Below are 22,042 nucleotides of genomic sequence, written 5' to 3' on the forward strand. Positions count from 1 at the left end.
GATGACCACCACACTATTGCGCATCGCTACCGCCGGTTCGGTCGACGACGGCAAGTCCACTCTCGTGGGCCGCCTGCTCCATGACGCCAAGGCCATCCTCGCCGATTCGCTCGATGACCTGGCGCGTACCAGCGCCGAACGCGGCTTCGGCGGCAGCGCCGGAACCCTGGACCTCGCGCTGGTCACCGACGGGCTGCGCGCCGAACGCGAGCAGGGCATCACCATCGACGTGGCCTACCGCTACTTCTCCACCGACAAGCGGTCCTTCATCTTGGCCGATTGCCCCGGACACGTGCAGTACACCCGCAACACCGTCACCGGCGCGTCGACCGCAGACGCGGCGATCGTGCTGGTTGATGCGAGGCACGGCGTGCTGGAGCAGACGCGGCGCCACCTTGGCGTGCTCGCCTTGCTGCGGGTTCCGCAGCTGGTCATCGCCGTGAACAAGATGGACCTGATCGACTGGGACGAAGCTGCCTTCAGCCAGATCGAGACCGAAGTACTCGCGCTCGCCGGAGAACTCGGCCTGAAGTCAACCACCGTCATCCCGGTCTCCGCGCTTCAGGGAGATAACATCGTCGATCCTTCGGCTTCGGCGGACTGGTATGCCGGCCCGACTTTGCTCGGACTGCTCGAGGACATCGAGCCACGGCTCGGCGGGGGCACTGCCCGTCTGGATGTCCAGTACGTGATCCGCCCGCAGGGCGCCTTGGCTCCAGGACTGGACCCGGACGCGTACCGCGACTACCGCGGATATGCCGGAACCCTGGTTGATGGCAGCTTGGCCGTGGGGGAGTCCGTGCAGGTGCTCTCCAACGGCCAGCCGGTGAGCAGCCGGATCAAGGCCATCAGCACCCCTGCTGGTGCCGCGCACAGCGCCCAGGCCGGCGACGCCATCGTTGTCGAGCTGGAGACCGACTTGGATATTGCCCGCGGCGACACCATCGTCGCCGGCGAACTGCCAACCGCGCACCGGGAGTTCCAGGCGAACATCTGCGTATTGGATCCAGTGAAGCTCACTAGCGGCCAACGGCTGCTGATCAAGCACGGTACCAAGGTCGCCGCAGCCAAGCTGTCAACCATCGACTATGTCATCAACGTGGCCGACTATTCGCAGCAGCCCGCCCACTCCTTGGAGCTCAACGACCTGGGCCGGATCACCTTGCGCAGCCAGGCAGCGTTGGCCATCGAGCAGTACGCCACCTCGCGCACTGGCGGAAGCTTCCTGCTGATCGATCCAGCTACGGGGCGCACCCTTGCGGCGGGGATCATCGAGGAAAATAATGAAGCAGCCTGATGCTGGCCAGCCAACAGGAAACCAAGGCCGGGTCCGGCTGACGGCTCATGGGCAGAAGACCGGCTTCCGAGGACGCTTCCTCGGGCTGGCGGCGGTCGGAGCATTGAGCGCAGTTGCTGTGGCGACGACGTTTCTTCCGGGACCAAATGAAGCACCAGCGCAGGCGGCACATCACGGACCGGCAGATGAGCTGAAGATTGGCTATTTCGCCAACCTCACCCATGCTCCGGCCTTGATCGCCCAGTCCGAAGGTCTTCTCCAAGATCACCTTGAAGAAGACGGTACCAGTGTCCAAAGCCAGATATTCAACGCGGGACCGGCAGCGGTAGAAGCCTTGAACTCGGGGGCCATCGACGCCGCGTATCTGGGGCCAAACCCGGCGTTGAACAGCTACCTGTCCAGCGATGGCGAGTCGTTGAACGTGGTGTCCGGCGTCGCCTACGGCGGAGCCAGCCTGGTTGTCGACAAGAAGATCACTGAGCCCGAGGAACTGGCCGGCAGCAATCTGGCCAGCCCGCAATTCGGCGGAACCCAGGATGTTGCCTTGCGCAGCTACCTGAAGGGCCTGGGCTTGAAGCAGGACGCCACGGTGACCCCGAGCTCCAATGGAACCGTCGCACAGCTTTTCGGCCGCGGTGAAATTGATGGCGCTTGGCTTCCGGAGCCCTACGCTTCATTGCTAGTCGGGAAGAACGGGGGACACCGCTTGGTGAATGAAGCCGAGCTCTGGCCCGACGGCAAGTTCCCGACAACGGTTCTGGTGGTCTCCAAGGAATTCATGGCTAGCCATCCGCAAACCGTGCAGAAGCTGGTCGATGCAAATACCCAAGCCATCGATTGGCTCAATCATGCGGACGCAAAACAGAAGTTGGGCGCTGTGCAGAAAGCTCTGGTCGAAGCCAACGGAAGTTCCTTTGACGAATCAGTGATCGCTGAAGCCTTGAAGCAGGTGCACTTCAGCGAGGACCCCCTGCCTGAAACCTACCAGTCACTCGTGGACCACGCATTAGCCGTAGGAGTGGGGTCTGGCGGTAACGCAGACGGACTCGTGGATACGCGTTTTCTTGAACAGCAGGAGAAGTAATGGGAGTACGGCTGAATGAAGTTTCCGTGAGCTACCCAGGCACTGGCTTGGTCATAGATCGCCTCAGTGCAGAAATTGAAGACGGAGAGTTTATCGCTGTCTTGGGGGCCTCAGGCTGCGGCAAGTCGTCCTTGCTCAACATGATCGCTGGGCTACTGGCGCCAAGCTCCGGCTGGCTTGAAGTACCTGAAGACGGCGCGGCATTCATGTTCCAGGATGCCAACCTCCTGCCGTGGCTGACTGCCAGCGAGAACGTTGACCTGGCGCTCAAGCTCGCGGGGAAGCCAGCTCCGGAACGCCAGCAACGCGTGGAGGAACTGCTCAACCTCGTTCAGCTGGGGCATGCAAGCGGCAAGAAGCCGCATGAACTTTCTGGCGGCATGCGCCAACGCGTAGCTTTGGCCAGGGCTTTGGCTCAGGACCGCCAGGTTCTGTTGATGGATGAGCCATTTGCTGCCCTGGACGCCATCACGCGTGACATGCTCCATGAGCAGTTGCGGGCCTTGTGGAGGCAAACGGGCAAGACCATCATCTTCGTCACCCACAATGTGCGTGAGGCGATTCGCCTCTCCGGCCGCATTCTGGTGCTCTCCTCGCACCCTGGGCGCATCCTGGAGACTCGCCGGATCACCGGCGAACTCCGCAATAACCCGGCCGAGGCCGCCGCATTGGCCGATGAACTAACCACGATTCTCAGAAAGGAGCAACGGAAACATGAGCTCACTGACAGAATCTCGAACTAGGTTCAAACCCGCGCGCGTTATCAAGCTACGCCCGAACAACCAGCTCGATTCATGGGTTGCCCCCTTGCTCACTGTGGTTGTGCTTCTGAGCCTGTGGCAAATTATTTCCTGGGCAAGCCCACTGCGCGAAGACCTTTTCCCCGGTCCGCTGGCTGTCGCGGCTAAGCTTCCGCAATTGCTGGCAGATGGATCATTGGTTGCGGCCGTGGGCAATTCGTTGTTCCGCGCCGTGAGCGGGTTCGCGATTGCCGTGATTATTTCCACCCCGCTGGCGTTGCTGCTGGCGCATCAGCCGCTGTTGCGCAAGGGGGTGGGGCCACTGGTATCGGCCATGCAGGTATTGCCCTCTATTGCCTGGGTTCCCGCAGCCATCATTCTTTTTGGCCTGAGCGATGCGACCATCTACACGGTTCTGCTGCTCGGCGCGATTCCATCCATCATCAATGGCCTGCTCGCCGGGATCGACATGATTCCAGCGCAGTACAAGTCCTTGTCCAAGGTGCTCGGTGCCTCCAAGTGGGAGCATGTGCTGCACATTGAGCTGCCAGCTGCCATGCCAGGGTATGTAGCCGGACTGCGTCAGGGCTGGGCTTTCGCTTGGCGTTCGTTGATGGCTGCCGAATTGATTGCGGTGGGCGGTTCGCTGGCCCTTGGTGTCGGTTCACTGCTGCAACGGGGCCGCGATCTGGCAGACCTGCCGTTGGTCATGCTGGTGATCTTGACCATCCTGCTGGTGGGTGTGCTGATCGAATTGGTATTTTTTGCTCCGATTGAACGCAAGCTGTTGCGCGATCGAGGAATGACCCGAACGGGAGAAAACAATGGCTAAAGGGCATATCACCCTGATCGGCGGTGGACCGGGGGATCCCGAGCTGATTACCATCGCCGGCTATAAGGCACTGCTTGCCGCGGAAGTGGTTTTGGCCGACAAGCTGGGACCTACCGCGTTGCTGGGGGAACTTTCCGATGATGTGGTTGTCATCGATGTGGGCAAGTCACCAGGCTGCCACGTCAAAACCCAGGATGAAACCAATGAATTACTGGTCAAGTACGCTTTAGAAGGTAAGCGGGTAGTTCGCCTCAAAGGTGGCGACCCGTTTGTACTTGGACGCGGCGGCGAGGAACTGCTCCACGCCGCGAAATACGGGATCCCTACGCGTGTGATTCCGGGCATTACCAGTGCAGTCTCCGTGCCAATGGCCGCTGGCATTCCCGTCACGCACCGGGGAATTGCGGCCGGGTTTACCGTAGTCAGTGGCCACAGCGAACTCGCGGACGTGCCGATCCGCTCCGATCACACCCTTGCGGTGCTGATGGGAGTATCGAATTTGCCACAAATTGTTGAGACATTGCTTACCCGTGGTTTACCGTCAAGTACACCGATTGCGATAGTTGAGCGAGGTTACTCACAGACGCAGCGCACAACTATCGGTACGCTAGAAGGGATAGTAAAGCGCGCCCGCAAGGCCGCAGTGGCGAATCCGGCCGTTATCGTTATTGGTGACGTCGTTCGGCTAGCCCCGGAAGCCTCCGACCAACTGGTAGACCTCCTGCCGCTAGAGAATGCCGATGCCACCGCGCCGGCCTCATTCGTTGACTAAGAAAGAGAAGTTGTTTGATGAGTGAAATTATCGTCCCTGAGCACCTCCATTCCCGGGCGCTGCGTGTTGCCATCGTTGGTGCCGGTCCGGCTGGCATCTACGCCGCTGACCTGCTCAACAAGAGCCAGCCGGTCGCATCGGGTGAACTGAAGCTGCACGTTGATCTCTTTGACGAGCTTCCTACGCCATTCGGTCTGATCCGCTACGGAGTTTCCCCGGATCACCCGCGTATCAAGGGCATCATCAACGCCCTGCACAAGGTGCTGGACAACGACTGGATCGACTTCTACGGCAACGTCGGCTTGGGCCGCGACATCTCGCTGGAAGACCTGCATACCCGTTACGACGCAGTGATCATCTCCACTGGTGCCCAGAAGGACGCAGACCTGAACATCCCAGGTGTCGATCTTGAAGGGTCCTTCGGCGGCGCCGACTTCGTGTCCTGGTATGACGCACACCCAGATGTTGACAAGAACTGGGACCTGTCCGCCAAGGAAGTTGCTGTCATCGGCAACGGCAACGTTGCCCTGGACGTGGCCCGCATCCTTTCCAAGCATGCTGACCAGCTGCTGGAAACCGAGATCCCTGAGCACATCTACGAGCAGCTGAATGACTCGGCCGTCACCGACGTGCATGTCTTCGGCCGTCGTGGCCCGGCCCAGGTGAAGTTCACCCCGCTGGAACTGCGCGAACTCTCGCACTCCAAGGATGTTGACATCGTCCTGTACCCAGAGGACTTCGAATTCGACAAGGCTTCGGATGAAGCCATGAAGACCAATAACCAGACCAAGACCATGGTCTCCACCTTGACCAACTGGCTGATCGAGCAGGAAGAGCGCGAAGAAGCTCCAAGCGCCTCGCGCCGCCTGCACCTGCACTTCCTGCAGTCGCCAGTCGAGGTACTGGGCGAAGACGGCAAGGTCACCGGCTTGAAGGTGGAGCGCAACGAGCTCGACGGAAATGGCGGCGCACGCGGCACCGGCGAATTCGTCGAGTACCCGCTGCAGGCCATCTACCGTGCCGTCGGCTACTTCGGTTCGGCAGTCAACGACATCGAATACGACGGGGCCAAGGGCGTTTTGCCCAACGTGGAAGGCCGCGTGCTGAACGCGTCCGGCGCTCACGTTCCCGGCCTGTATGCCACTGGCTGGATCAAGCGTGGCCCGATTGGGCTGATTGGCCACACCAAGGGCGACGCCCTGGAGACCATTACCCACTTGCTTGAAGACCTCACTAAGCTGGCGCAGCCGGATTCTTCCCAGAAGATCTCGGAACTGCTCGAAAGCCGCGGCGTGAACTTCTCCAACTGGGATGGCTGGAAGAACTTGGACGCGCACGAGAAGGAACTGGGCGCCGCAGCCGGCACCGTTTCGACTCGCTTCGGCGAGATCACTCGCGACCGCGTCAAGGTCGTAGAGCGCGAAGCGATGATGGAATTCTCTTCGGCAAAAAAATTGGTTGAGAGCCTGTAAGTTTCACCCCGGGCTCTAGCAACTATGGGCGATGTCCCTCGGCAAATCATTGCTGGGGGACATCGCCCATTGCTGTACCTGGCGCAGGTGTCAGCTGAGCAGGGTGTTCCAGAGATAATCTTCGCCGACAACAGGGATGCAGTAGTCGCGTGCTTTCTTGGCTTTCCCGGAGAGCGAGTCAGGATCCGCGGCCACCAGCAAGGCTACTTTCTTGGTGATCGCGCGATGAGGGGTGAATCCTGCGGACGCAAGCTGAGCTTCAATCTCCGAACGCGGACGAGTCATATCGCCGGTGAGCACCACCATGGCGTCAAGATCGATCTGATGATTGCCCTGAGGCTCCCGGATGGGTTCATGATCTTGGGAAGCCACCGGCGCCACCTTGGCTACCTCGATTAGCTGCGGCGGAAGTCCCAGCAGTCCGATGACTTTCGCCAGATTCGTGCAATCTCAGCGCTTGGTGCTTATCCAAACCAATTTCATTGGCGGTCTGGAGCAACTGGGCTTCTTCATGGGCTGATGCGTAGCGGTCCATCAAAGCTAAATCCAGTACAGCCAAGTAGTTCTCCTCCGTTGCCGTGCCCGAAAATTCCGGCAACCGGGCGGCAAGCTTTTCCAAAGAATTCGTCGCTCATGACCGCTCCTGGGAGAAAGATTGTTAGTTCAATCTATAGCAGCAGCGGATCATTTTATCCTTAGGCAAGTGGCCAATCTTGGGGTCCTGGCAGTGGGTGCCAGAAGCGCGAGCGAACTCGGCCCAGACGATCTTCGTCTGGACCGACTTTCAGTTCCGCTATGGTACTTGGCTGGGCTAGCCGGCCAGCTCAACCTTCTGGGTTGGCTTCTGGGCGCCGACACTGCGGCGCAGCATGATGAACAGCAAGATCATGCCTGCGGTGATCGACATGTGGCCAAGGCCCGCGATGCCCGAGATCATCTTGGACGACTCAACGCCTAGTACGGTCATGATGCCGTGGGTAAGCTGCATGCCCGCGGTTAGGATCACGCCCGCGTTGTAGGTGCCCATGAACCACGCGAAGAGCTTGCGGTGCTGGCTCAGGCCGAAGGCCTTTTCCAGAAGGAGCACCAGCAGCAAGATGATGAAGCCCAGCACCAGCAGGTGGGTGTGGACTACGGAGAGCTGGGTCCACTGGCCTTCAGGGAAGCCGTTCATCTTGGTGAATTCACGGTAGAAAAGACCGGAAGCTACACCGAGGACCATGTAGGCGAAGGAGAAATTCACGAGCTTACGCATTGATTTTGTTTTCTTTCTGAACGGTTGGTTCTGCAGTTGCTTCTGCAGCGGAGGAAGTTGTGCCGAAGAGTGGATGCTTGCCTGAGCCCAGGACTGCGAACAGCGCCGGGAGCAGCAGGGTGCGAACGACGAAGGTGTCCAGCAGGACGCCGAGTCCGACGATCAGGCCAAGCTGGCCCAATACCGTGAGTGGCAGTGTTGCCAGTGCCGCGAAGACACCTGCTAGCACGAGCCCGGCACTGGTGATCACCGAACCGGTGCGGCTTGCGGCCAGTACCACTGCGTCGCCCAGCGCCAGCACCTGCGAGTCTTGGCGAACTCGCTGGGTCAAGAAGATGGTGTAATCCACGCCCAAGGCGACCAAGAAGACGAAGGCCAGCAGCGGCACCTGGACATCCAAGGCGTTGGCCTCGAAGACCACCGAGGAAACCAAGGAACCCAAGCCGACGGCGGCGGCCGCGCTGAGCAAATTCACCAGACCCAAGGCAAGTGCGGTTCGCCAGGAACGGGTCAGCCAGCCGAGCATCACGAAGCAGATGACCATGATCAGCGGGGCAATCACGAACAGGTCGCGCAGGTGCATCTGGTGCGAATCAAGCTGTTCGGCGCTCTGCCCGCCAACAAGCACCTGCCCGGTACTGCCGGTTGCCGCAGCACCGCGCAGGTCCGCTACCAGGTCCTGCGCCATGGCCGAGCCGGGATCGACAGCCGAGATGACAGAGAACTGCTGCCATGGCGTGGTGCCGAGCTGGGAGGATTCGCCAACACGCTTGACGTTTTCGACTCCGGAGAATTCATCTCGCAGGACCTGGACATCGGTTCCCTGCGCCAACACGGTGATCGGCTGGGTTTCACCTGCGGGGAAGTGCGCGGCCAGGGTCTGCATGGCACTGGAAGACTCGGTGGCGTTGCGGAATTGCTGGGTCTGGTCCAGGCCGATACGGGTACCGGTCAGCGCTCCGGCCAGAACCATGAGCAAGACCGCCAATGCTGCCAGGTTCAGGCCCGGACGGGTCATCACAGCACGAGCAGCACGTCCGAAGAAGTTTTCCTTCTTGCTTTCCTGACCCGGGCGGGGGACCAGCGGCCAGAATGCCTTGCGCCCGGCAAAGGCCAGGATCGGTGGCAGCGCAAAGAGCACGAAGAACGCAGCGATCAGCAAGCCAGCGGCGCAGACGATGCCCAGCCCGCGGGTATCTTCCATGACGGCCAGTCCCAAGGTCAGCAGGGCCAGCACTACGGTGAGGTTGGAGGTCAGGATCGCTTCGAAGCTGGCCGCCCACGCCTTGGACAGCGCCTGGCGGTGGTCAGCATTCTTCTGCAGTTCATCGCGGTAGCGGGAGATCAGCAGCAATGCGTAGTTGGTGCCGGCGCCGAAGACCAGCACGCTGAGCACGCCGGAGTCGAAGTGCAGATTGAAGGCGTTGCCCAGCAGGTTCGCCACCAGCGAAGCGCTGCGATCGGCGATGGCAACAACGACCAGCGGGATCAGCCAGAGTACCGGCGAACGGTAGGTGAGGATCAGCAAAACTGCCACGATGCCCACCGTGACGGCCAGCAGGGTGAAGTCCGCCCCGGCGAAGGCATTGGTGATATCTACCGCGAAGGCGGTAGAACCAGTGACCTGCACGGCCAGCCCCTGAATGGGGTGGGCCTGGATCCAGCTGCGGATCTCATCCAGCTTCTGGCGGTCGGCCGAATCGGAGACCGTATCCCAGGTGAGCGGAACCATGGCTGCCTGCTGGTCTTCGCTGGCCATGGTGGGGCCGGCGGAAAGCTCCGCGTCGTGGCCTAGCGCCGCGGTCTGCTCATCAAAGGCAGAGGTGTCGGCATTGCTCAACGCATGGCCATCGGTGCGGTTGGCCACCAGCAGTGCCGAGCTCTGGGAATCGCTGGTGTCGGCATCCAGGATTTCGGCGACCTGTGCCGATTCGGAGCCTTCGACCAGGGAGCTGGCCGCACGGGTTGGGGCTTGGATGCTGCTCAGCGCACCAAAGAGAACGAGAACTACTGCAAAGATGCCGGCGGCCCAAATGCGGGCTCCGCGGCGGCTGGTCAGCGAATCGCCGATCCGGGGGATAACTGGAACTTTCATAGTTCCAGTTAACGAGATTTCGCAGGTCAGGCCATCGTGGAAAGGGGTGAATAAAACTTCAACCGAAAGGTTGAGACACACCCCGGCGTGTCACCGGGATTCTGTCGATCAGCTACAGCAGTCCGTGGTCTTTGGCCTTGTTGATCGCGTCGGTACGCGTGGTTGCTTGGAGCTTGTCGAAAATGTGGACCAGGTGGGTTTTGACCGTCGCCTCCGAGACGAACAGGGCCTTGGCGATTTGCCTGTTGCCGGCACCGGTAGACAGTTGGACCAATACGTCCTTTTCGCGCTTGGTGAGCTCGATTTTGGGACGGCGCATGCCCTCGACAACGCGCTGGGTCATCTCCGGGGCCAGGACCATGTGCCCGGCGGAGGCTTGGCGGATGGACTCGACGATGGTCTGGGCGCTGACATCCTTGAGCAGGTAGCCGGCGGCTCCAGCTTCGATGCAAGCGAGCAGCTCTGAGTCCTTGTCGAAGGTGGTCAGGATCAGCACATAAGGCGGTTTGGCCAGTTGGCGGATCGCTGCGGTGGTTTGTGCGCCATTCATCCCGGCACCCAGGCGCAGGTCGCAGAGCACCACATCGACGGTGTTGGCCTTGACGAATTCCACCGCTTCCTCGCCGCTGGAAACCTCGCCAATGACAACGATGTCGTCGTAGTTCTCGAACAGCGCGCGCAGGCCGGTCCGCACGATGGGGTGGTCGTCGACCAGCAGGATCCGGATCATGAGTTGTCCTTTGCTAAGCGAAGCGGAAGGTGGGCGCACAGGGCGGTGCCTTCACCGGGTGAGCTCTCGACATCCAAACCGCCGCCGAGTTCGCGCAGGCGCTGGTTCATTGCGGTGAGGCCGAAGCCTCCGGTGTGCGTACTGGTTTGAACGCGACCAGTATTGGGAACGAAGCCGATGCCGTCATCGACAATATCCAAACGTACCTCGTCGCCGCTGGACCCCAGGCTGAGCGACACCGTGGAGGCCTGGGCATGGCGCAGCACGTTGGACAGGGCGGATTGGGTGGTCCGCAGCAGCGCGATCTGCACATTCGGATCCAAAGTGGGCAGCCCCGGCTCGATATCCAATCGGGTCTCCAACTTCGAATCGGCCTTGAAATTCTCCAAGACGCGGCCCAAGGCTCCGGCGAGCGCCTGGGAATCGAGTTCTGCCGGAGCCAGGGCGGCGATGATGCGACGCAAATCGGTCAGCGCCTGCCCGGAAAGCTCATCGATGCGGCTCAGGGCCGCCGAGGCAGACTCCGGGTCTTTGGAGGCTTCTGCCGCCTTGGCATGCAATCCGATGGAGGAGAGCTGCTGGGCCACGGTGTCGTGGATTTCGCGGGCCAAGCGGGTGCGTTCGGTGGCGATGCCAGCCTCATGCTGGGAGCGGGCCAATTCTCCTTGCAGGTCTGCCATTTCCTGCTGGGCTCGCACCAGGGAATCCACCAAGGATGTGCGCACTTCGGCATCGCGTTCCATCTGAAGGTAGCCCCGGGAGATGCCCCAGGCGAACAGCCCGCCGACCAAGGGGCCGGCAATGGCGGCAATGCTGAGCTCGGCATTGTGCAGGTAGGGAGCGAGCAAAGTAAAGGCGTAGACGACCACTGACCACAATATTGAGGGAAGAAATGGCAGCTGGTGGCCCAGGAGAAGCCACAGGCTGAAGGCCAACCACATGAATTCAGCGGAAACGAAGAGGCTTGCAATCCAGATCCCTAGCAGCAGCGCCAACCACCACGCGGGCTTGGCGAAGACTCCTTTCTTGGCACGGGAAACGAAGCCGAGGCTGTACCAGGTGGCGAAGAGTACCGAGACGAGGATCGCGGGCAGGACAGTTCCTTGCGCTGAAACCTGTCGCAGCAGCGCGATGGCAAGCAGGATTGCCGTCACCAGGTGCTGCCCCCAGCGCAGCACCACTGGCGAGGCCAACGAGTGCTGCTGATTCTGGGTGTCCAACCACTGCGGCTCGGAAGTACTCATGAATGCCAGCCTACTAAAGGCTGCTGCCGGTTATTGATCGGCAAGTATTACCAGTTGAGCTGTCGCTCTGGTCATGGCCACGTATCTGCGCACGGCTGCGCTTAATCCGGTGCCGAAGGAGCGTGGCTGGCAGACGAGCACCAGATCGAATTCCAGGCCCTTGGCGTTCTCTGGCGAAAGAAAGCGGACCCTGCCAGAGTCGTGGAAGCCAGAGGCCCCGATAACTGCCGCCGTGCCCTCGGCATTTTCGCCTAGCCAATCATCGAGTATTAATTCCAGTTCGGTCAGGCGGGCATAACGCACCGGTGCACCATCCGTGCGCAATGATCGCGGCACGTTCGCCTCGGGCATCTGTGCCCGGATCTGTTCTGCGGCTGCTTCCATGATCTGTGCCGTGCTGCGGTAGTTGACCCCCAAGCAGGATACGGAGATGCCGCGAATGCCAATCCTGGCCAAACGCTGTTCCCATGTCGTGTTGAAGCCGTGAACGGCCTGGGCCCTATCGCCCACAATCGTCAGGCTCCCTGATGGGCAACGGCGTTGGATCATTGCCCATTGCGCATCGGTCAGGTCCTGGGCTTCATCGATGATGACATGCGAAAAGGGTCCGTCGTAATTGAGCGAGGCCAAATTGTTCGCCGGAGCTCCGGCGAGAAGCTGCTCTTGGAGATCGTGGTGGATGAGCTGGGATGCCAGATCCTCGCTGTCGTCAACCGAGTCCATCAGATCATCAACGACGTTTTTCCATCGAGTACGCTCGGCGTGCACTCTGAACTGTTCATCACGACGTTTCGCTTCGCTGTGCGGGTCGCCAATGAGAAAGCGCGCAAGGTCAATCAGCGGAATATCCGACGTGGTCCATCGGCCAGAAGCCGAACTTGCCAGTAGCTGTTCGATCTCTTCGTTGCTAAGGTCTCTGCCGCTGTAGCGAAGCAGCTCCGGGGTTGAACAGAGCGCCCGCAGCAGCTTGCATGGATCCAGGGCAGGCCAGTGCTCATCTAGCAACCCATTCAGTGCTGGATTTCTCTCCCACTCCGAGCGCGGCAGTGGCTTCGTGTCTTCGCCTCTGAGGGCTTGGGGGAGCAATTGATCAATGAGGGCATCACGCAATTCGATGCGTGCTTCATTGTGCGGCGTTGCTTCGCCAATCATGGTGACCGCAGTGCGCCACAGTTGCGTTGTCAGGGTGGCTTGAGCTTCCCCAAAGTCGATTTGAACGTCAACGGAGGGAGGCTCTTCAAAGACCTGCACGGCCCTCTTGACTGCATCCAGCATTGCCAGACTGGATTTAATGCGGTGGACTCCGTGATCCGGTTCCGAGGGCAAATCATCGCCAATCGAAACTATGTTCGAAAGCGTTGAAATGAGCACCTCGTCCTCGCCGAGATTCGGAAGAATGTCAGCGACATAGGAGCTATAGGCCTCGTGCGGGCTTACCACCAAAACCTTGCCGCCCTGGCGTTGAAGCCGTGGATCCGCATGCAGCAAATAGGCGGCTCGATGCAGGGCGACCACCGTCTTGCCGGTACCCGGCCCGCCATCAACCACCAGCGCGCCTTGCGAGCTTCTCCGGATGATCGCGTCCTGGTCCGACTGGATAGTTGCGAGCACGTCCTGCATTTTTGGTGAACGCTTGCTGCCAAGGGAAGCGAGAAATGAAGAGTGGTCATCCAGGCGGGCGTGGGAAGCCAGCTGGGAGGAATCAAACACTTCATCCCAATAGTCGCAGATGCGTTGCCGGCGCCAACGGTAGCGGCGTCTCATGGCCAACCCATGGTCCTTCTCATGGGTGGCGGCGAAGAATGGTTCTGCTGCCGGGGCTCGCCAATCAAGCAGCAGCTGCTTGCCCTGGTCGTCGCTCAAGCCACTGCGGCCAATGTATAGGCGCTCGCCGGTCCCGGCTATTTCCATGAAGCCTAAGCAGGCGTAGGGACCCATGCGGTCCAGCTGGCGCAGCCGCTGTGCTAATTCGCTGAGTTCAACATCGCGTTCAAGGGATTGCTGCAGCACGCCGGCCTGGTCTTGTCCTCGTCGGGCAATGCGCTCCATGATTTCGGATCGAAGCTGCCCAACCCGTTGGGCAATTTCGCAGAGCCGTTGCTGGTCCTGGGCAGTCTCGGCCGAGTTCTCCGGTGCTGGACTGTGCTCGATGGCATCGAAATAGCTGGTGTTTGCGATGTTGGCAGGCACGCGGGCTCCCTGGTCTGGCTAGTTCTCGTGGGGAAGATATTGATTATGGACCCTATGCGGGGCCTTGCGGCAAGGCCCCCTGGGCGCGCTATCCTGAAAATGCAGGGAATGCCGTTTTCGGTTTTCCAGCTGCGTACTGTGAGCCTGCGCTCACTTGCATTTCGAAGGCTGCCGGGAATTTTCAGCTGGGGCATCACGCGGTAGGATATAAGGACTGCGACTTTGATCCGGCTATCACCGGTGAGTCTTCGGAAGAACCGCGGGCATCATGAACGCCAAGTAGAACCGAACGGGACCAGCCCGTCACAGCTGAAGATAAGCGATTCCCCATCATTGCGTTGGGGGATAAGCGGGGTGGTACCGCGGCATTCGTGCCGTCCTCGTAGGCAAGGATTTATCGACCCTACGCTTGAAGGACGGCCCATTCGATGAGCTTCTACCCGAAGGTCACTACAGACCCAACCGGTTCGACCCCGGCTTCACCGCGATTCCCAGATCTTGAGAAGCGCGTCCTCGAATACTGGAAGAACGACGACACTTTCCAGGCCTCCATTGACCAGCGCGAGGGCGAAGAATTCGTCTTCTACGATGGCCCTCCCTTCGCCAACGGCCTGCCGCACTACGGCCACCTGCTCACCGGCTACGTCAAGGACCTGGTAGCGCGCTACCAGACCCAGCGCGGCAAGCGCGTGGAGCGCCGCTTCGGCTGGGACACCCACGGCCTGCCAGCCGAGCTGGAAGCCATGAAGCAGCTGGGCATGACCGACAAGAAGCAGATCGAAGCCATGGGCATCGACAAGTTCAACGACGCCTGCCGCACCTCGGTGATGAAGTATGCCGATGAGTGGAAGCAGTACGTGAACCGCCAGGCTCGCTGGGTCGACTTCGAAAACGACTACAAGACCCTGAACGTCGAGTTCATGGAATCGGTCATCTGGGCCTTCAAGCAGCTTTCGGACAAGGACCTGACCTACAAGGGCTTCCGCGTGCTTCCGTACTGCTGGAAGGACGAGACCCCGTTGTCCAACCACGAGCTGCGCATGGACGACGACGTCTACAAGAACCGCCAGGACCAGACCGTCACCGTGGGCTTCACCATCCTTGCCGGTGAAACCGAAGCCTCCAAGGCACTTGCCGGCGTGCAGGCCCTGGCGTGGACCACCACCCCGTGGACCCTGCCAACCAACGCCGCACTGGCCGTGCACCCGGCGATCGACTACGTCGTGGTTCCTGCAGGCGAGGCCGGCGTGAAGGCTTCGGCCGCCGCCGGGCCATTCCTGCTGGCCCGCGACCTGCTCGGCTCCTACGCCAAGGACCTGGGCTACAAGGATGCCAAGGAAGCCGCTGCGGCCATCACCGCCAGCTACACCGGTGAGCAGCTTGCCGGCGTGCGCTACCAGCCGCTGTGGGACACCTACACCGACACCGAGAAGTACGGCACCGAAAACGCCTGGCAGATTCTCACCGCCGACTACGTCACCGTGGCCGACGGCACCGGCATCGTGCACCAGGCTCCGGCCTACGGCGAGGATGACCAGAAGGTCTGCGAAGAGCACGGCATCCCGGTGATCCTCTCGGTAGACGAGGGCGCCAAGTTCCTGCCGGTCTTCGGCAACGGCCCGCTGGCCGAGATCGCCGGCGTGCAGGTCTTCGACGCCAACAAGACCATCACCAATGTGCTCAAGGACGAGGCCAAGCTGGTCAAGCAGGCCTCCTACGAGCACTCCTACCCGCATTGCTGGCGCTGCCGCACCCCGCTGATCTACCGCGCGATCTCCTCGTGGTACGTCGAGGTCTCCAAGTTCAAGGACCGCATGGTCGAGCTGAACGAGCAGATCAACTGGATCCCGGGCAACGTCAAGCACGGCCAGTTCGGCAAGTGGCTGGAAAACGCCCGCGACTGGTCCATCTCGCGCAACCGCTACTGGGGTTCGCCGATCCCGGTGTGGGAATGCACCGGTGCCGAATGCGAGCACCGCGAGGTCTTCGGCTCGCTGCAGGAAATGCAGGACTTCTTCGGCCGCATGCCGGTCAACCACGAAGGCCAGCCTGACCTGCACCGCCCATTCATCGACGAGCTGACCAAGGCCCATGAGGGCTGCGCCGAATCCGGCACCCTCAAGCGCGTGGAAGACGTGCTCGATGTCTGGTTCGACTCCGGCTCGATGCCGTACGCCCAGGTGCACTACCCGTTCAACAACCAGGAATGGTTCGATTCCGGCCACCACCCGGCGGACTTCATCGTTGAGTACATCGGACAGACCCGCGGCTGGTTCTACACCATGCACGTGCTCTCCACCGCGCTCTTCGACCGCCCGGCCTACACCAACGTGATCTCCCACGGCATCGTGCTGGGCTCGGACGGGCAGAAGATGTCCAAGTCCCTGCGCAACTACCCGGATGTCACCGAGGTCCTGGACCGCGACGGCTCCGATGCCATGCGCTGGTTCCTGATGGCCTCGCCGATCCTGCGCGGCGGCAACCTGGTCGTGACCGAACAGGGCATCCGCGATGGCGTGCGCCAGGTGCTGCTGCCGCTGTGGAACGTCTGGCACTTCTTCAACCTCTACACCAACTCCGCCAACAACGGGGCCGGCTACGAGGCCAAGCGCTCGATGGACTCCACCGACCCGCTGGACCAGTACATGCTGGCCGCCACGGGCCAGCTGGTGCGCGAAGTCACCGAGGCACTGGATTCCTACGAGGTCTCCGATGCTACCGAGGCCGTACGCCAGTACATGGACACCCTGACCAACTGGTACGTGCGCCGTTCGCGCCAGCGTTTCTTCGATGAAGACACCCAGGCCTTCGACACCCTGTACACCGCGCTGGAAACCCTGGTGAAGGTCACCGCTTCGCTGCTGCCGCTGGCCAGCGAAGAGATCTTCCGCGGGCTGACCGGCGAACGTTCGGTGCACCTGGAGGACTGGCCAGAAGCCAGCGAATTCCCAACCGACGCCGCGTTGCTGGAAACCATGGAAACCACCCGCAAGATCTGCTCCGTGGGCTCCTCGCTGCGCAAGGCCAAGAACCTGCGCGTGCGCCTGCCGCTGGCCGAGCTGAAGGTCGTGCTCACCGGCGCTGCCCGACTGGAAGGCACCTACGCGTCGATCATCAAGGACGAGCTGAACCTGAAGGCCGTCACCTTGATCGATGCCGAAGGCGTCGACGCCGCCAGCTACGGCATCAGCCAGCAGCTGGTAGTGAACGCCCGTGCGGCCGGTCCGCGCCTGGGCAAGAACGTGCAGCAGGCGATCAAGGGCGCCAAGTCCGGGGACTGGTCGGTCACCGACGGTGTAGTCACTGCCGGCGGCCTGGAACTGGCCGAAGGCGAGTACACCCTGGACACCGTGGTGGATGCAGCAGGCGAAATTGCCGCGGCAGTCATCGACGGCGGCTTCCTGGTGCTGGATACCGAGGTCACCGAGGCACTGGCTGCCGAAGGCACCGCACGCGACATGATCCGCTCCATCCAGTCCGCCCGCAAGGACGCGGACCTGCAGGTATCGGATCGCATCCGCACCGTGGTCACCGCCAGCACGGCCGCCATCGCGGCACTGGAAGCGAACCGCGAGCTGGTGGCAGGTGAAACCCTGACCGCGCAGCTGGAACTTGTCGCCGATGATTCGGTGGATGGCGAGCAGGTCACCGTGGCCAAGCTGGATTCTGGAAAAGTCGAGGCCAACTAGTGAGCGAATTGGACCGCGTCTACGCGCAACTGCTCTCCCGTGCGCCGGAAAACAAGATGGAACCGCGCATGGATCCGATGTTCCGCGCGATGGAGATCCTCGGCGAGCCGAACAAGGCTTGCCCGGTCATCCACATCACCGGCACCAACGGCAAGACCTCGACGGCACGCATGATCGAGTCGCTGCTGATGGCGCACGACTTGCGCACCGGCCGCTACTCCTCGCCGCACCTGATCTCGGTCACCGAGCGCATCGCCATTGACGGTGCCCCGGTAGACGACGAGACCTTCGTGCGCGTGTGGGATGAAATCAGCCCGTTCCTTCAGATCGTGGACACCGAGCTCGTCGAGCGCGGCGAAAACAAGCTGACCTACTTCGAAGCTGTCACCATCCTGGCCTTCGCGGTTTTCGCCGAGGTTCCGGTGGATGTCGTGGTGCTCGAAGTCGGCCTGGGCGGCATCACCGACGCCACCAACGTGGCAGATGCCGACGTTTCGGTGATCACCCCGATCTCCTTGGACCACACCGACCTGCTGGGGGATACCCCGGGCGAGATTGCCGAAGAAAAGGTCGGCATCCTCAAGCCCGGCGGCTACCTGGTCTCTTCGGTGCAGCCGGTGGATGCCGCCGATGTGCTGCTGGCTCGCGCCCGCGAGCTTGAGGTGCCGGCAGCTTTCGACAGCCTGGACTTCAAGCTCCTGGAACGCCAGCATGGCGTGGGCGGGCAGCTGCTGTCCATCCAGGGCCAAGCAGCACGCTACGACGAGATCTTCCTGCCGTTGTTCGGTGCCCACCAGGCGCAGAACGCCACCGTGGCCTTGGCTGCGGTGGAAGCCTTCCTGGGCGGCGGCCAGCGCGAGCTGAATGCCGATCTGGTCCGCGACGGCTTCGCGGCCGCCACCAGCCCGGGCCGCCTGGAACTGGTCCGCGCGGCACCGAGCATCCTGGTGGATGCCGGCCACAACCCGGATGGCATCCGCGTCACCGCAGAGGCGATCAAGGAATCCTTCGGCTTCACCCGCCTGGTGCTGATGGTTGGCATCTTGCAGGAGAAGGACGCCGAAGCAATGCTCTACACCATGCGCGAGCAGTACGGTGACATGGTTGAGGACATCTGCATCACCCAGTCGTCCTCGCCGCGGGCCATCCCGGCCGGCGAACTGTCCACCATGGCGATCGACGCTGGCTGGCCGGAAGAGGACATCCACGTCACCGAGGACCTGGAAGATGCCATCGAGTGGTCGGTGGGCCGCGCCGAGGCAGGCAACGACTTGTCCGGCGGCGTGCTGGTGACCGGTTCGATTACACTGGTGGGCGAGATTTCACTGTTGCTCAAGGGAGGCGAATCCTGATGGCTAAACTCACCCGTGCCCAGCGCGAGTGGCGTCCTGGGATGAAGAAGAAGCAGCGCTCCACGAAAATGATGTTCGCATCAACCGTGCTGGTCTGCGAGGCGCTGCTGGCGGTGTTCGTCACCCTGGCGGCCTTCGGGCTCAAGCGTGGCGGAGAACCGGTGGTCGTGCTCAGCCTCGGAGGCGCCGTGGCGCTGCTGTGCATCTTCAACTGCGCCCTGCTGGGCAAGAAGATCGGCTACATCATCGGCTGGATCCTGCAGGTAGTGTTCTTCCTGTGCGGCTTCATCCTGCCGGACATGTTCTACCTCGCAGCGGCCTTCGCCCTGTGCTGGTGGTATGCGCTGAACAAGGGCGGCGAAATCGACGCAGTGAACAAGCGCCGCGCGGCCGCCCAAGAAGCCTGGGAAAAAGCGAACCCCGAGCAAGCCTGAGAACCTAAGAAGTACATCAACGATACGAAGAGGTAGTCACATGACTGAACGTACCCTGATCCTGGTCAAGCCAGATGGCGTCAAGCGCGGTCTGGCCGGACAGATCCTTGCCCGCATTGAAGCCAAGGGCTACACCATTGCCAAGCTGCAGCAGCTGGAAGCTACTCGCGAGCTGCTCGCCGAGCACTATGCAGAGCACGAAGGCAAGCCATTCTACGAGCCGCTGGTTGAGTTCATGCTCTCCGGTCCAGTGGTGGCGATCGTGGCTGAAGGCCAGGGCGTTATCCCCGGCTTCCGTTCGCTGGCTGGCACCACCGACCCGACCACCGCAGCTCCAGGCACCATCCGTGGCGACTTCGGCCGCGACTGGGGCCTGAAGGTCCAGCAGAACCTGGTCCACGGCTCGGACTCCGTCGAGTCCGCCGAGCGCGAGATCGGCATCTGGTTCGGCAAGTAGGTCGAAACGCGAAAATCCCGGCAGCTGGAAACTGCCGGGATTTTTCATGCCTGGAAGCGGGTCCTAGAACCAGTCATCCAAACTGTCCCGGGCGAGCATAGCTCCTTGCGGGCTAGCTGCCTGCTGCACCGAACTTCCGAGCGCCTGTGCGGTCGAGTCGAGCGGCAGTTGCTCTGCAGCACCGATCCTGACCACCTGGTGGTGGTCGGTGATAGGGCCGACTATGTGCGAAAGATACTTATCTGCTCCGTCATTGCTGAATTCCAGCACGTGGATACCTCCCAGTCTTCAGTGCGCGTTAGCGCATTGATTGCGGGCGAAGCGTGGCGCGGGTTTTCCCTGTTGGGGAAAACGAAGACATGCAGCAAAACTTCTCAAGGCGATTGCGCATCCCGCGTCGCTCCACTTCCATCACTTCAGTCACATTAAACACACAAACCACATCCACGGCAACGCGGGATCCGGTCCACCGGTCTTGTCCCCAGCGTGAAAACCCCGGGAAGCCGGGGCTGGATGAGGGCGTGAACTCTTTGAGAATTAATTGGAAATAATTCGATCAAGAGCATTTAAGTGGCAAAAGGAAGGGCGCCCCTGACGTGCAGGAGCGCCCCAGCCGCAACAGCTACTCGGAGTCCTTGAGGGATTCCTGGTGCTGTTCCTTGGCTTCGAGTTTGTCGAAAGCCGCTTGCTCTTCGCTGATCTCGACTTCAGACTTGATGTCCTCGCTGGCTTCAGCCACCGCATCGGATTTGTCGCGCCCGGTCCATACCTTGATTACCGCCCATGAAGCGGCCACCAGTGGCACCGCCAGGACGGCGCCAACGATGCCCGCCAGGACGGTGCCTGCGGTCAGTGCCATCAGCACGACCAGTGCATGCAGGCTCAGGGCGTTGGCCATGACGACCGGCTGCAGGAAGTTGCCCTCCAGCTGGTTCACCAAGATTACCGCAGCCAGCACGATCAGCGCCACCACAGGTCCGTTGGTTACCAATGCAATCAGCGTGGCCAGGATGCCGGCAACGGTGGCACCTACCATCGGCACGAAGGAGCCGAGGAAGACGATGACGCCTAGCGGGATGGCCAGTGGAACCTGCACGATCAGCAGTGTCGCGGTGATGCCCAGAGCATCCACCGCGGCCACGGTGGCAGTACCGCGGATGTAGCCGCCGAAGGTGCGCAGCGCGCGGTCGCCGGAAAGAATCCACTTGTTGCGGTAGTGGCGTGGAGTCCACGACACGGCAAAGGCCCAGATCTTGTCGCCGTCCTTCAGGAAGAAGAACAGGATCACCAGCAGCAGGACCAAGCCGGTCACGAAGCTGCCTGCTGCGCTCAGCGTGTTCAAGGCGCCGGTGCCGAACTGGGAACTGGTCAAGAAGCCGGTTACTGTTTCGACAACATTATCGATCTGGCTCTGGTCGACGCTGAAAGGCATCGTGCCGATGAAGCCCTGAACCATGTCATTGAGCTGGTTGAAGCCTTCAACAGCTTGGTCAACGAGCTTTGGCCATTCCTTGATGACCGAGAAGACCAGGCCGGTGCCGATGCCTCCGAGGACCAATAGGGACCCGAGGAAAACGATCCATGCTGCCAGCATCGGGGAAACAAACTTGCGCAGCTTGACCACCAGGGGCCACAACGCACAGGAAATGATGACGGCCAGCAACGTGGGGATCACGATCATGGTCAAGCGGAGCATGCCGATGATGAGGAATGTTGCCAGCGCGCCAACTACCAGCAGCTGGGCGCTTCGAATGCCTAGGCGTCCTAGCAAGTCGGTCCACAGGCTGGTGACCGTGAAATCTGGTTTGGCGTCCTTGGCCGGAACACGGTGGTGCTCGGCGGGTGTCGGCTTGTCGTCCTGAGGTTGCTTTTTCAACAACGCGGCGGGCCTGACCTTACGGAAAAAAGCCATAGTCGCTCCTTGTAGCTGGTTCTGATAGCTCTAACAATAGGCTAACGACTTGACAAGGTCCCAAGGCAACACCGAAATGCTGATTTTTTGGCGTTCGCACTGGCCACTATCCCGTTTTCGTGCCCGAAGGCATTGATTCGTGCACCCACGGGCTGATTTCTTCGGCATTCCTGCGGCGTCGTCTCTGCAATGATGCTGGGCTTGAACTACCGGGGGCTCAATGCCGATGGGCATCGAAACCCGGTGGTCTTCTTTGAAACCAGTGGAAATAGCAGTGACGGAAGCCTCGGTCAGAAGTCCTGCGGCAAGTTGATTCGCCAAAATGTTCTTGCGCTCAAGGAATTGCTGCTCGGAATGGCATCGGGCGAAGTCCAGCAAGAAGATCCAGAACGCTGGGAAGAAATCCCTCACCAGCCGGTAACGGGCTATCAGACCGATTATGCGGGTCTGGTCCAGAAGTGAACTGACGCAACAGAGCTGGGGGGGG

20 protein-coding genes are annotated in these 22,042 nt (G+C 61.1%); 11 read left to right on the forward strand and 9 right to left on the reverse strand.

All coding sequences use genetic code 11. The annotated features are described in order from the left end of the window. Nucleotide 1: 1 nt before the first annotated feature. The 6 genes from ACNPN0_RS03995 to ACNPN0_RS04020 are packed head-to-tail and all read left to right on the forward strand — an operon-like array spanning nt 2 to nt 6,197. Nucleotides 2-1,297 carry a GTP-binding protein gene (locus ACNPN0_RS03995; RefSeq protein ID WP_434690722.1) on the forward strand — a complete coding sequence of 432 codons (1,296 nt, stop codon included), beginning with the start codon at nt 2-4 and terminating at the stop codon, nt 1,295-1,297. Next, nucleotides 1,284-2,381, forward strand: a complete 1,098-nt coding sequence (locus ACNPN0_RS04000) for an ABC transporter substrate-binding protein (RefSeq protein WP_434690720.1) — start codon at nt 1,284-1,286, stop codon at nt 2,379-2,381. Before ACNPN0_RS03995 ends, ACNPN0_RS04000 begins: the two co-directional genes overlap by 14 nt. Continuing rightward, the gene (locus ACNPN0_RS04005; protein ID WP_434690718.1) at nt 2,381-3,124 is read left to right on the forward strand and encodes an ATP-binding cassette domain-containing protein; all 744 of its coding nucleotides are present in this window, start codon (nt 2,381-2,383) and stop codon (nt 3,122-3,124) included. The genes ACNPN0_RS04000 and ACNPN0_RS04005 overlap by 1 nt, the downstream gene beginning before the upstream one ends. Continuing rightward, nucleotides 3,096-3,953 (forward strand): ABC transporter permease subunit, encoded by an 858-nt coding sequence (locus ACNPN0_RS04010; RefSeq protein ID WP_434690716.1) that lies wholly within the window; start codon nt 3,096-3,098, stop codon nt 3,951-3,953. Before ACNPN0_RS04005 ends, ACNPN0_RS04010 begins: the two co-directional genes overlap by 29 nt. Then, on the forward strand, nt 3,946-4,725 hold the full coding sequence (gene cobA / locus ACNPN0_RS04015) for a uroporphyrinogen-III C-methyltransferase (RefSeq protein ID WP_434690714.1): 780 nt from the start codon (nt 3,946-3,948) through the stop codon (nt 4,723-4,725). Before ACNPN0_RS04010 ends, cobA begins: the two co-directional genes overlap by 8 nt. 17 nt (nt 4,726-4,742) lie before the next feature. Next, the gene (locus ACNPN0_RS04020) at nt 4,743-6,197 is read left to right on the forward strand and encodes an FAD-dependent oxidoreductase (protein ID WP_434690711.1); all 1,455 of its coding nucleotides are present in this window, start codon (nt 4,743-4,745) and stop codon (nt 6,195-6,197) included. 90 nt (nt 6,198-6,287) lie between these two features. On the opposite strand, the gene ACNPN0_RS04025 is transcribed toward ACNPN0_RS04020, so the two are convergent. From ACNPN0_RS04025 to helR, 7 genes are all read right to left on the reverse strand, one after another. After that, nucleotides 6,288-6,569: a BRCT domain-containing protein gene (locus ACNPN0_RS04025; protein ID WP_434690708.1), complete on the reverse strand. Its 282-nt coding sequence runs from the start codon at nt 6,567-6,569 to the stop codon at nt 6,288-6,290. Between the two features lie 137 nt (nt 6,570-6,706). Next, nucleotides 6,707-6,832: a hypothetical protein gene (locus ACNPN0_RS04030; RefSeq protein ID WP_434690706.1), complete on the reverse strand. Its 126-nt coding sequence runs from the start codon at nt 6,830-6,832 to the stop codon at nt 6,707-6,709. Nucleotides 6,833-7,008: 176 nt separating this feature from the next. After that, nucleotides 7,009-7,452 carry a DUF2871 domain-containing protein gene (locus tag ACNPN0_RS04035; protein WP_105658480.1) on the reverse strand — a complete coding sequence of 148 codons (444 nt, stop codon included), beginning with the start codon at nt 7,450-7,452 and terminating at the stop codon, nt 7,009-7,011. Then, nucleotides 7,445-9,547, reverse strand: coding sequence for an MMPL family transporter (locus tag ACNPN0_RS04040; RefSeq protein WP_434690703.1), 2,103 nt, complete (start codon nt 9,545-9,547; stop codon nt 7,445-7,447). Before ACNPN0_RS04040 ends, ACNPN0_RS04035 begins: the two co-directional genes overlap by 8 nt. A gap of 112 nt (nt 9,548-9,659) precedes the next feature. Beyond that, nucleotides 9,660-10,277 carry a response regulator gene (locus tag ACNPN0_RS04045; RefSeq protein ID WP_434690700.1) on the reverse strand — a complete coding sequence of 206 codons (618 nt, stop codon included), beginning with the start codon at nt 10,275-10,277 and terminating at the stop codon, nt 9,660-9,662. Continuing rightward, nucleotides 10,274-11,521, reverse strand: coding sequence for a histidine kinase (locus ACNPN0_RS04050; RefSeq protein WP_434690698.1), 1,248 nt, complete (start codon nt 11,519-11,521; stop codon nt 10,274-10,276). Before ACNPN0_RS04050 ends, ACNPN0_RS04045 begins: the two co-directional genes overlap by 4 nt. A gap of 30 nt (nt 11,522-11,551) precedes the next feature. Continuing rightward, nucleotides 11,552-13,711: an RNA polymerase recycling motor ATPase HelR gene (gene helR / locus ACNPN0_RS04055; protein WP_434690695.1), complete on the reverse strand. Its 2,160-nt coding sequence runs from the start codon at nt 13,709-13,711 to the stop codon at nt 11,552-11,554. Nucleotides 13,712-14,139: 428 nt separating this feature from the next. Here helR and ileS point away from each other — a divergent pair, with 428 nt between their 5' ends. Genes ileS through ndk form a run of 4 tightly spaced genes read left to right on the forward strand, consistent with a single transcriptional unit; the run spans nt 14,140 to nt 19,643 of the window. Then, a complete protein-coding gene (ileS, locus tag ACNPN0_RS04060; protein WP_434690693.1) occupies nt 14,140-17,400 on the forward strand; it encodes an isoleucine--tRNA ligase in 3,261 nt (1,086 codons plus the stop codon). Nucleotides 17,401-17,456: 56 nt separating this feature from the next. Further along, complete coding sequence (locus tag ACNPN0_RS04065) at nt 17,457-18,752, forward strand: glutamate ligase domain-containing protein (protein ID WP_434691325.1); 1,296 nt, start codon at nt 17,457-17,459, stop codon at nt 18,750-18,752. Next, nucleotides 18,752-19,186 (forward strand): DUF4233 domain-containing protein, encoded by a 435-nt coding sequence (locus ACNPN0_RS04070; protein ID WP_434690691.1) that lies wholly within the window; start codon nt 18,752-18,754, stop codon nt 19,184-19,186. Before ACNPN0_RS04065 ends, ACNPN0_RS04070 begins: the two co-directional genes overlap by 1 nt. A 40-nt stretch (nt 19,187-19,226) precedes the next feature. Then, nucleotides 19,227-19,643 carry a nucleoside-diphosphate kinase gene (ndk, locus tag ACNPN0_RS04075; RefSeq protein ID WP_434690689.1) on the forward strand — a complete coding sequence of 139 codons (417 nt, stop codon included), beginning with the start codon at nt 19,227-19,229 and terminating at the stop codon, nt 19,641-19,643. 63 nt (nt 19,644-19,706) lie between these two features. On the opposite strand, the gene ACNPN0_RS04080 is transcribed toward ndk, so the two are convergent. Then, nucleotides 19,707-19,913 carry a hypothetical protein gene (locus ACNPN0_RS04080; RefSeq protein ID WP_402473329.1) on the reverse strand — a complete coding sequence of 69 codons (207 nt, stop codon included), beginning with the start codon at nt 19,911-19,913 and terminating at the stop codon, nt 19,707-19,709. A 352-nt stretch (nt 19,914-20,265) separates the two neighbouring features. Beyond that, nucleotides 20,266-21,555: an AI-2E family transporter gene (locus ACNPN0_RS04085; protein WP_434690687.1), complete on the reverse strand. Its 1,290-nt coding sequence runs from the start codon at nt 21,553-21,555 to the stop codon at nt 20,266-20,268. A gap of 189 nt (nt 21,556-21,744) precedes the next feature. On the opposite strand from ACNPN0_RS04085, the gene ACNPN0_RS04090 reads away from it, so the two are divergent. Next, entirely contained in the window at nt 21,745-22,017 is a 273-nt protein-coding gene (locus ACNPN0_RS04090) for a hypothetical protein (RefSeq protein ID WP_448937283.1), read from the forward strand. Nucleotides 22,018-22,042 lie beyond the last annotated feature (25 nt).

Source organism: Glutamicibacter sp. AGC84 (assembly GCF_053543575.1).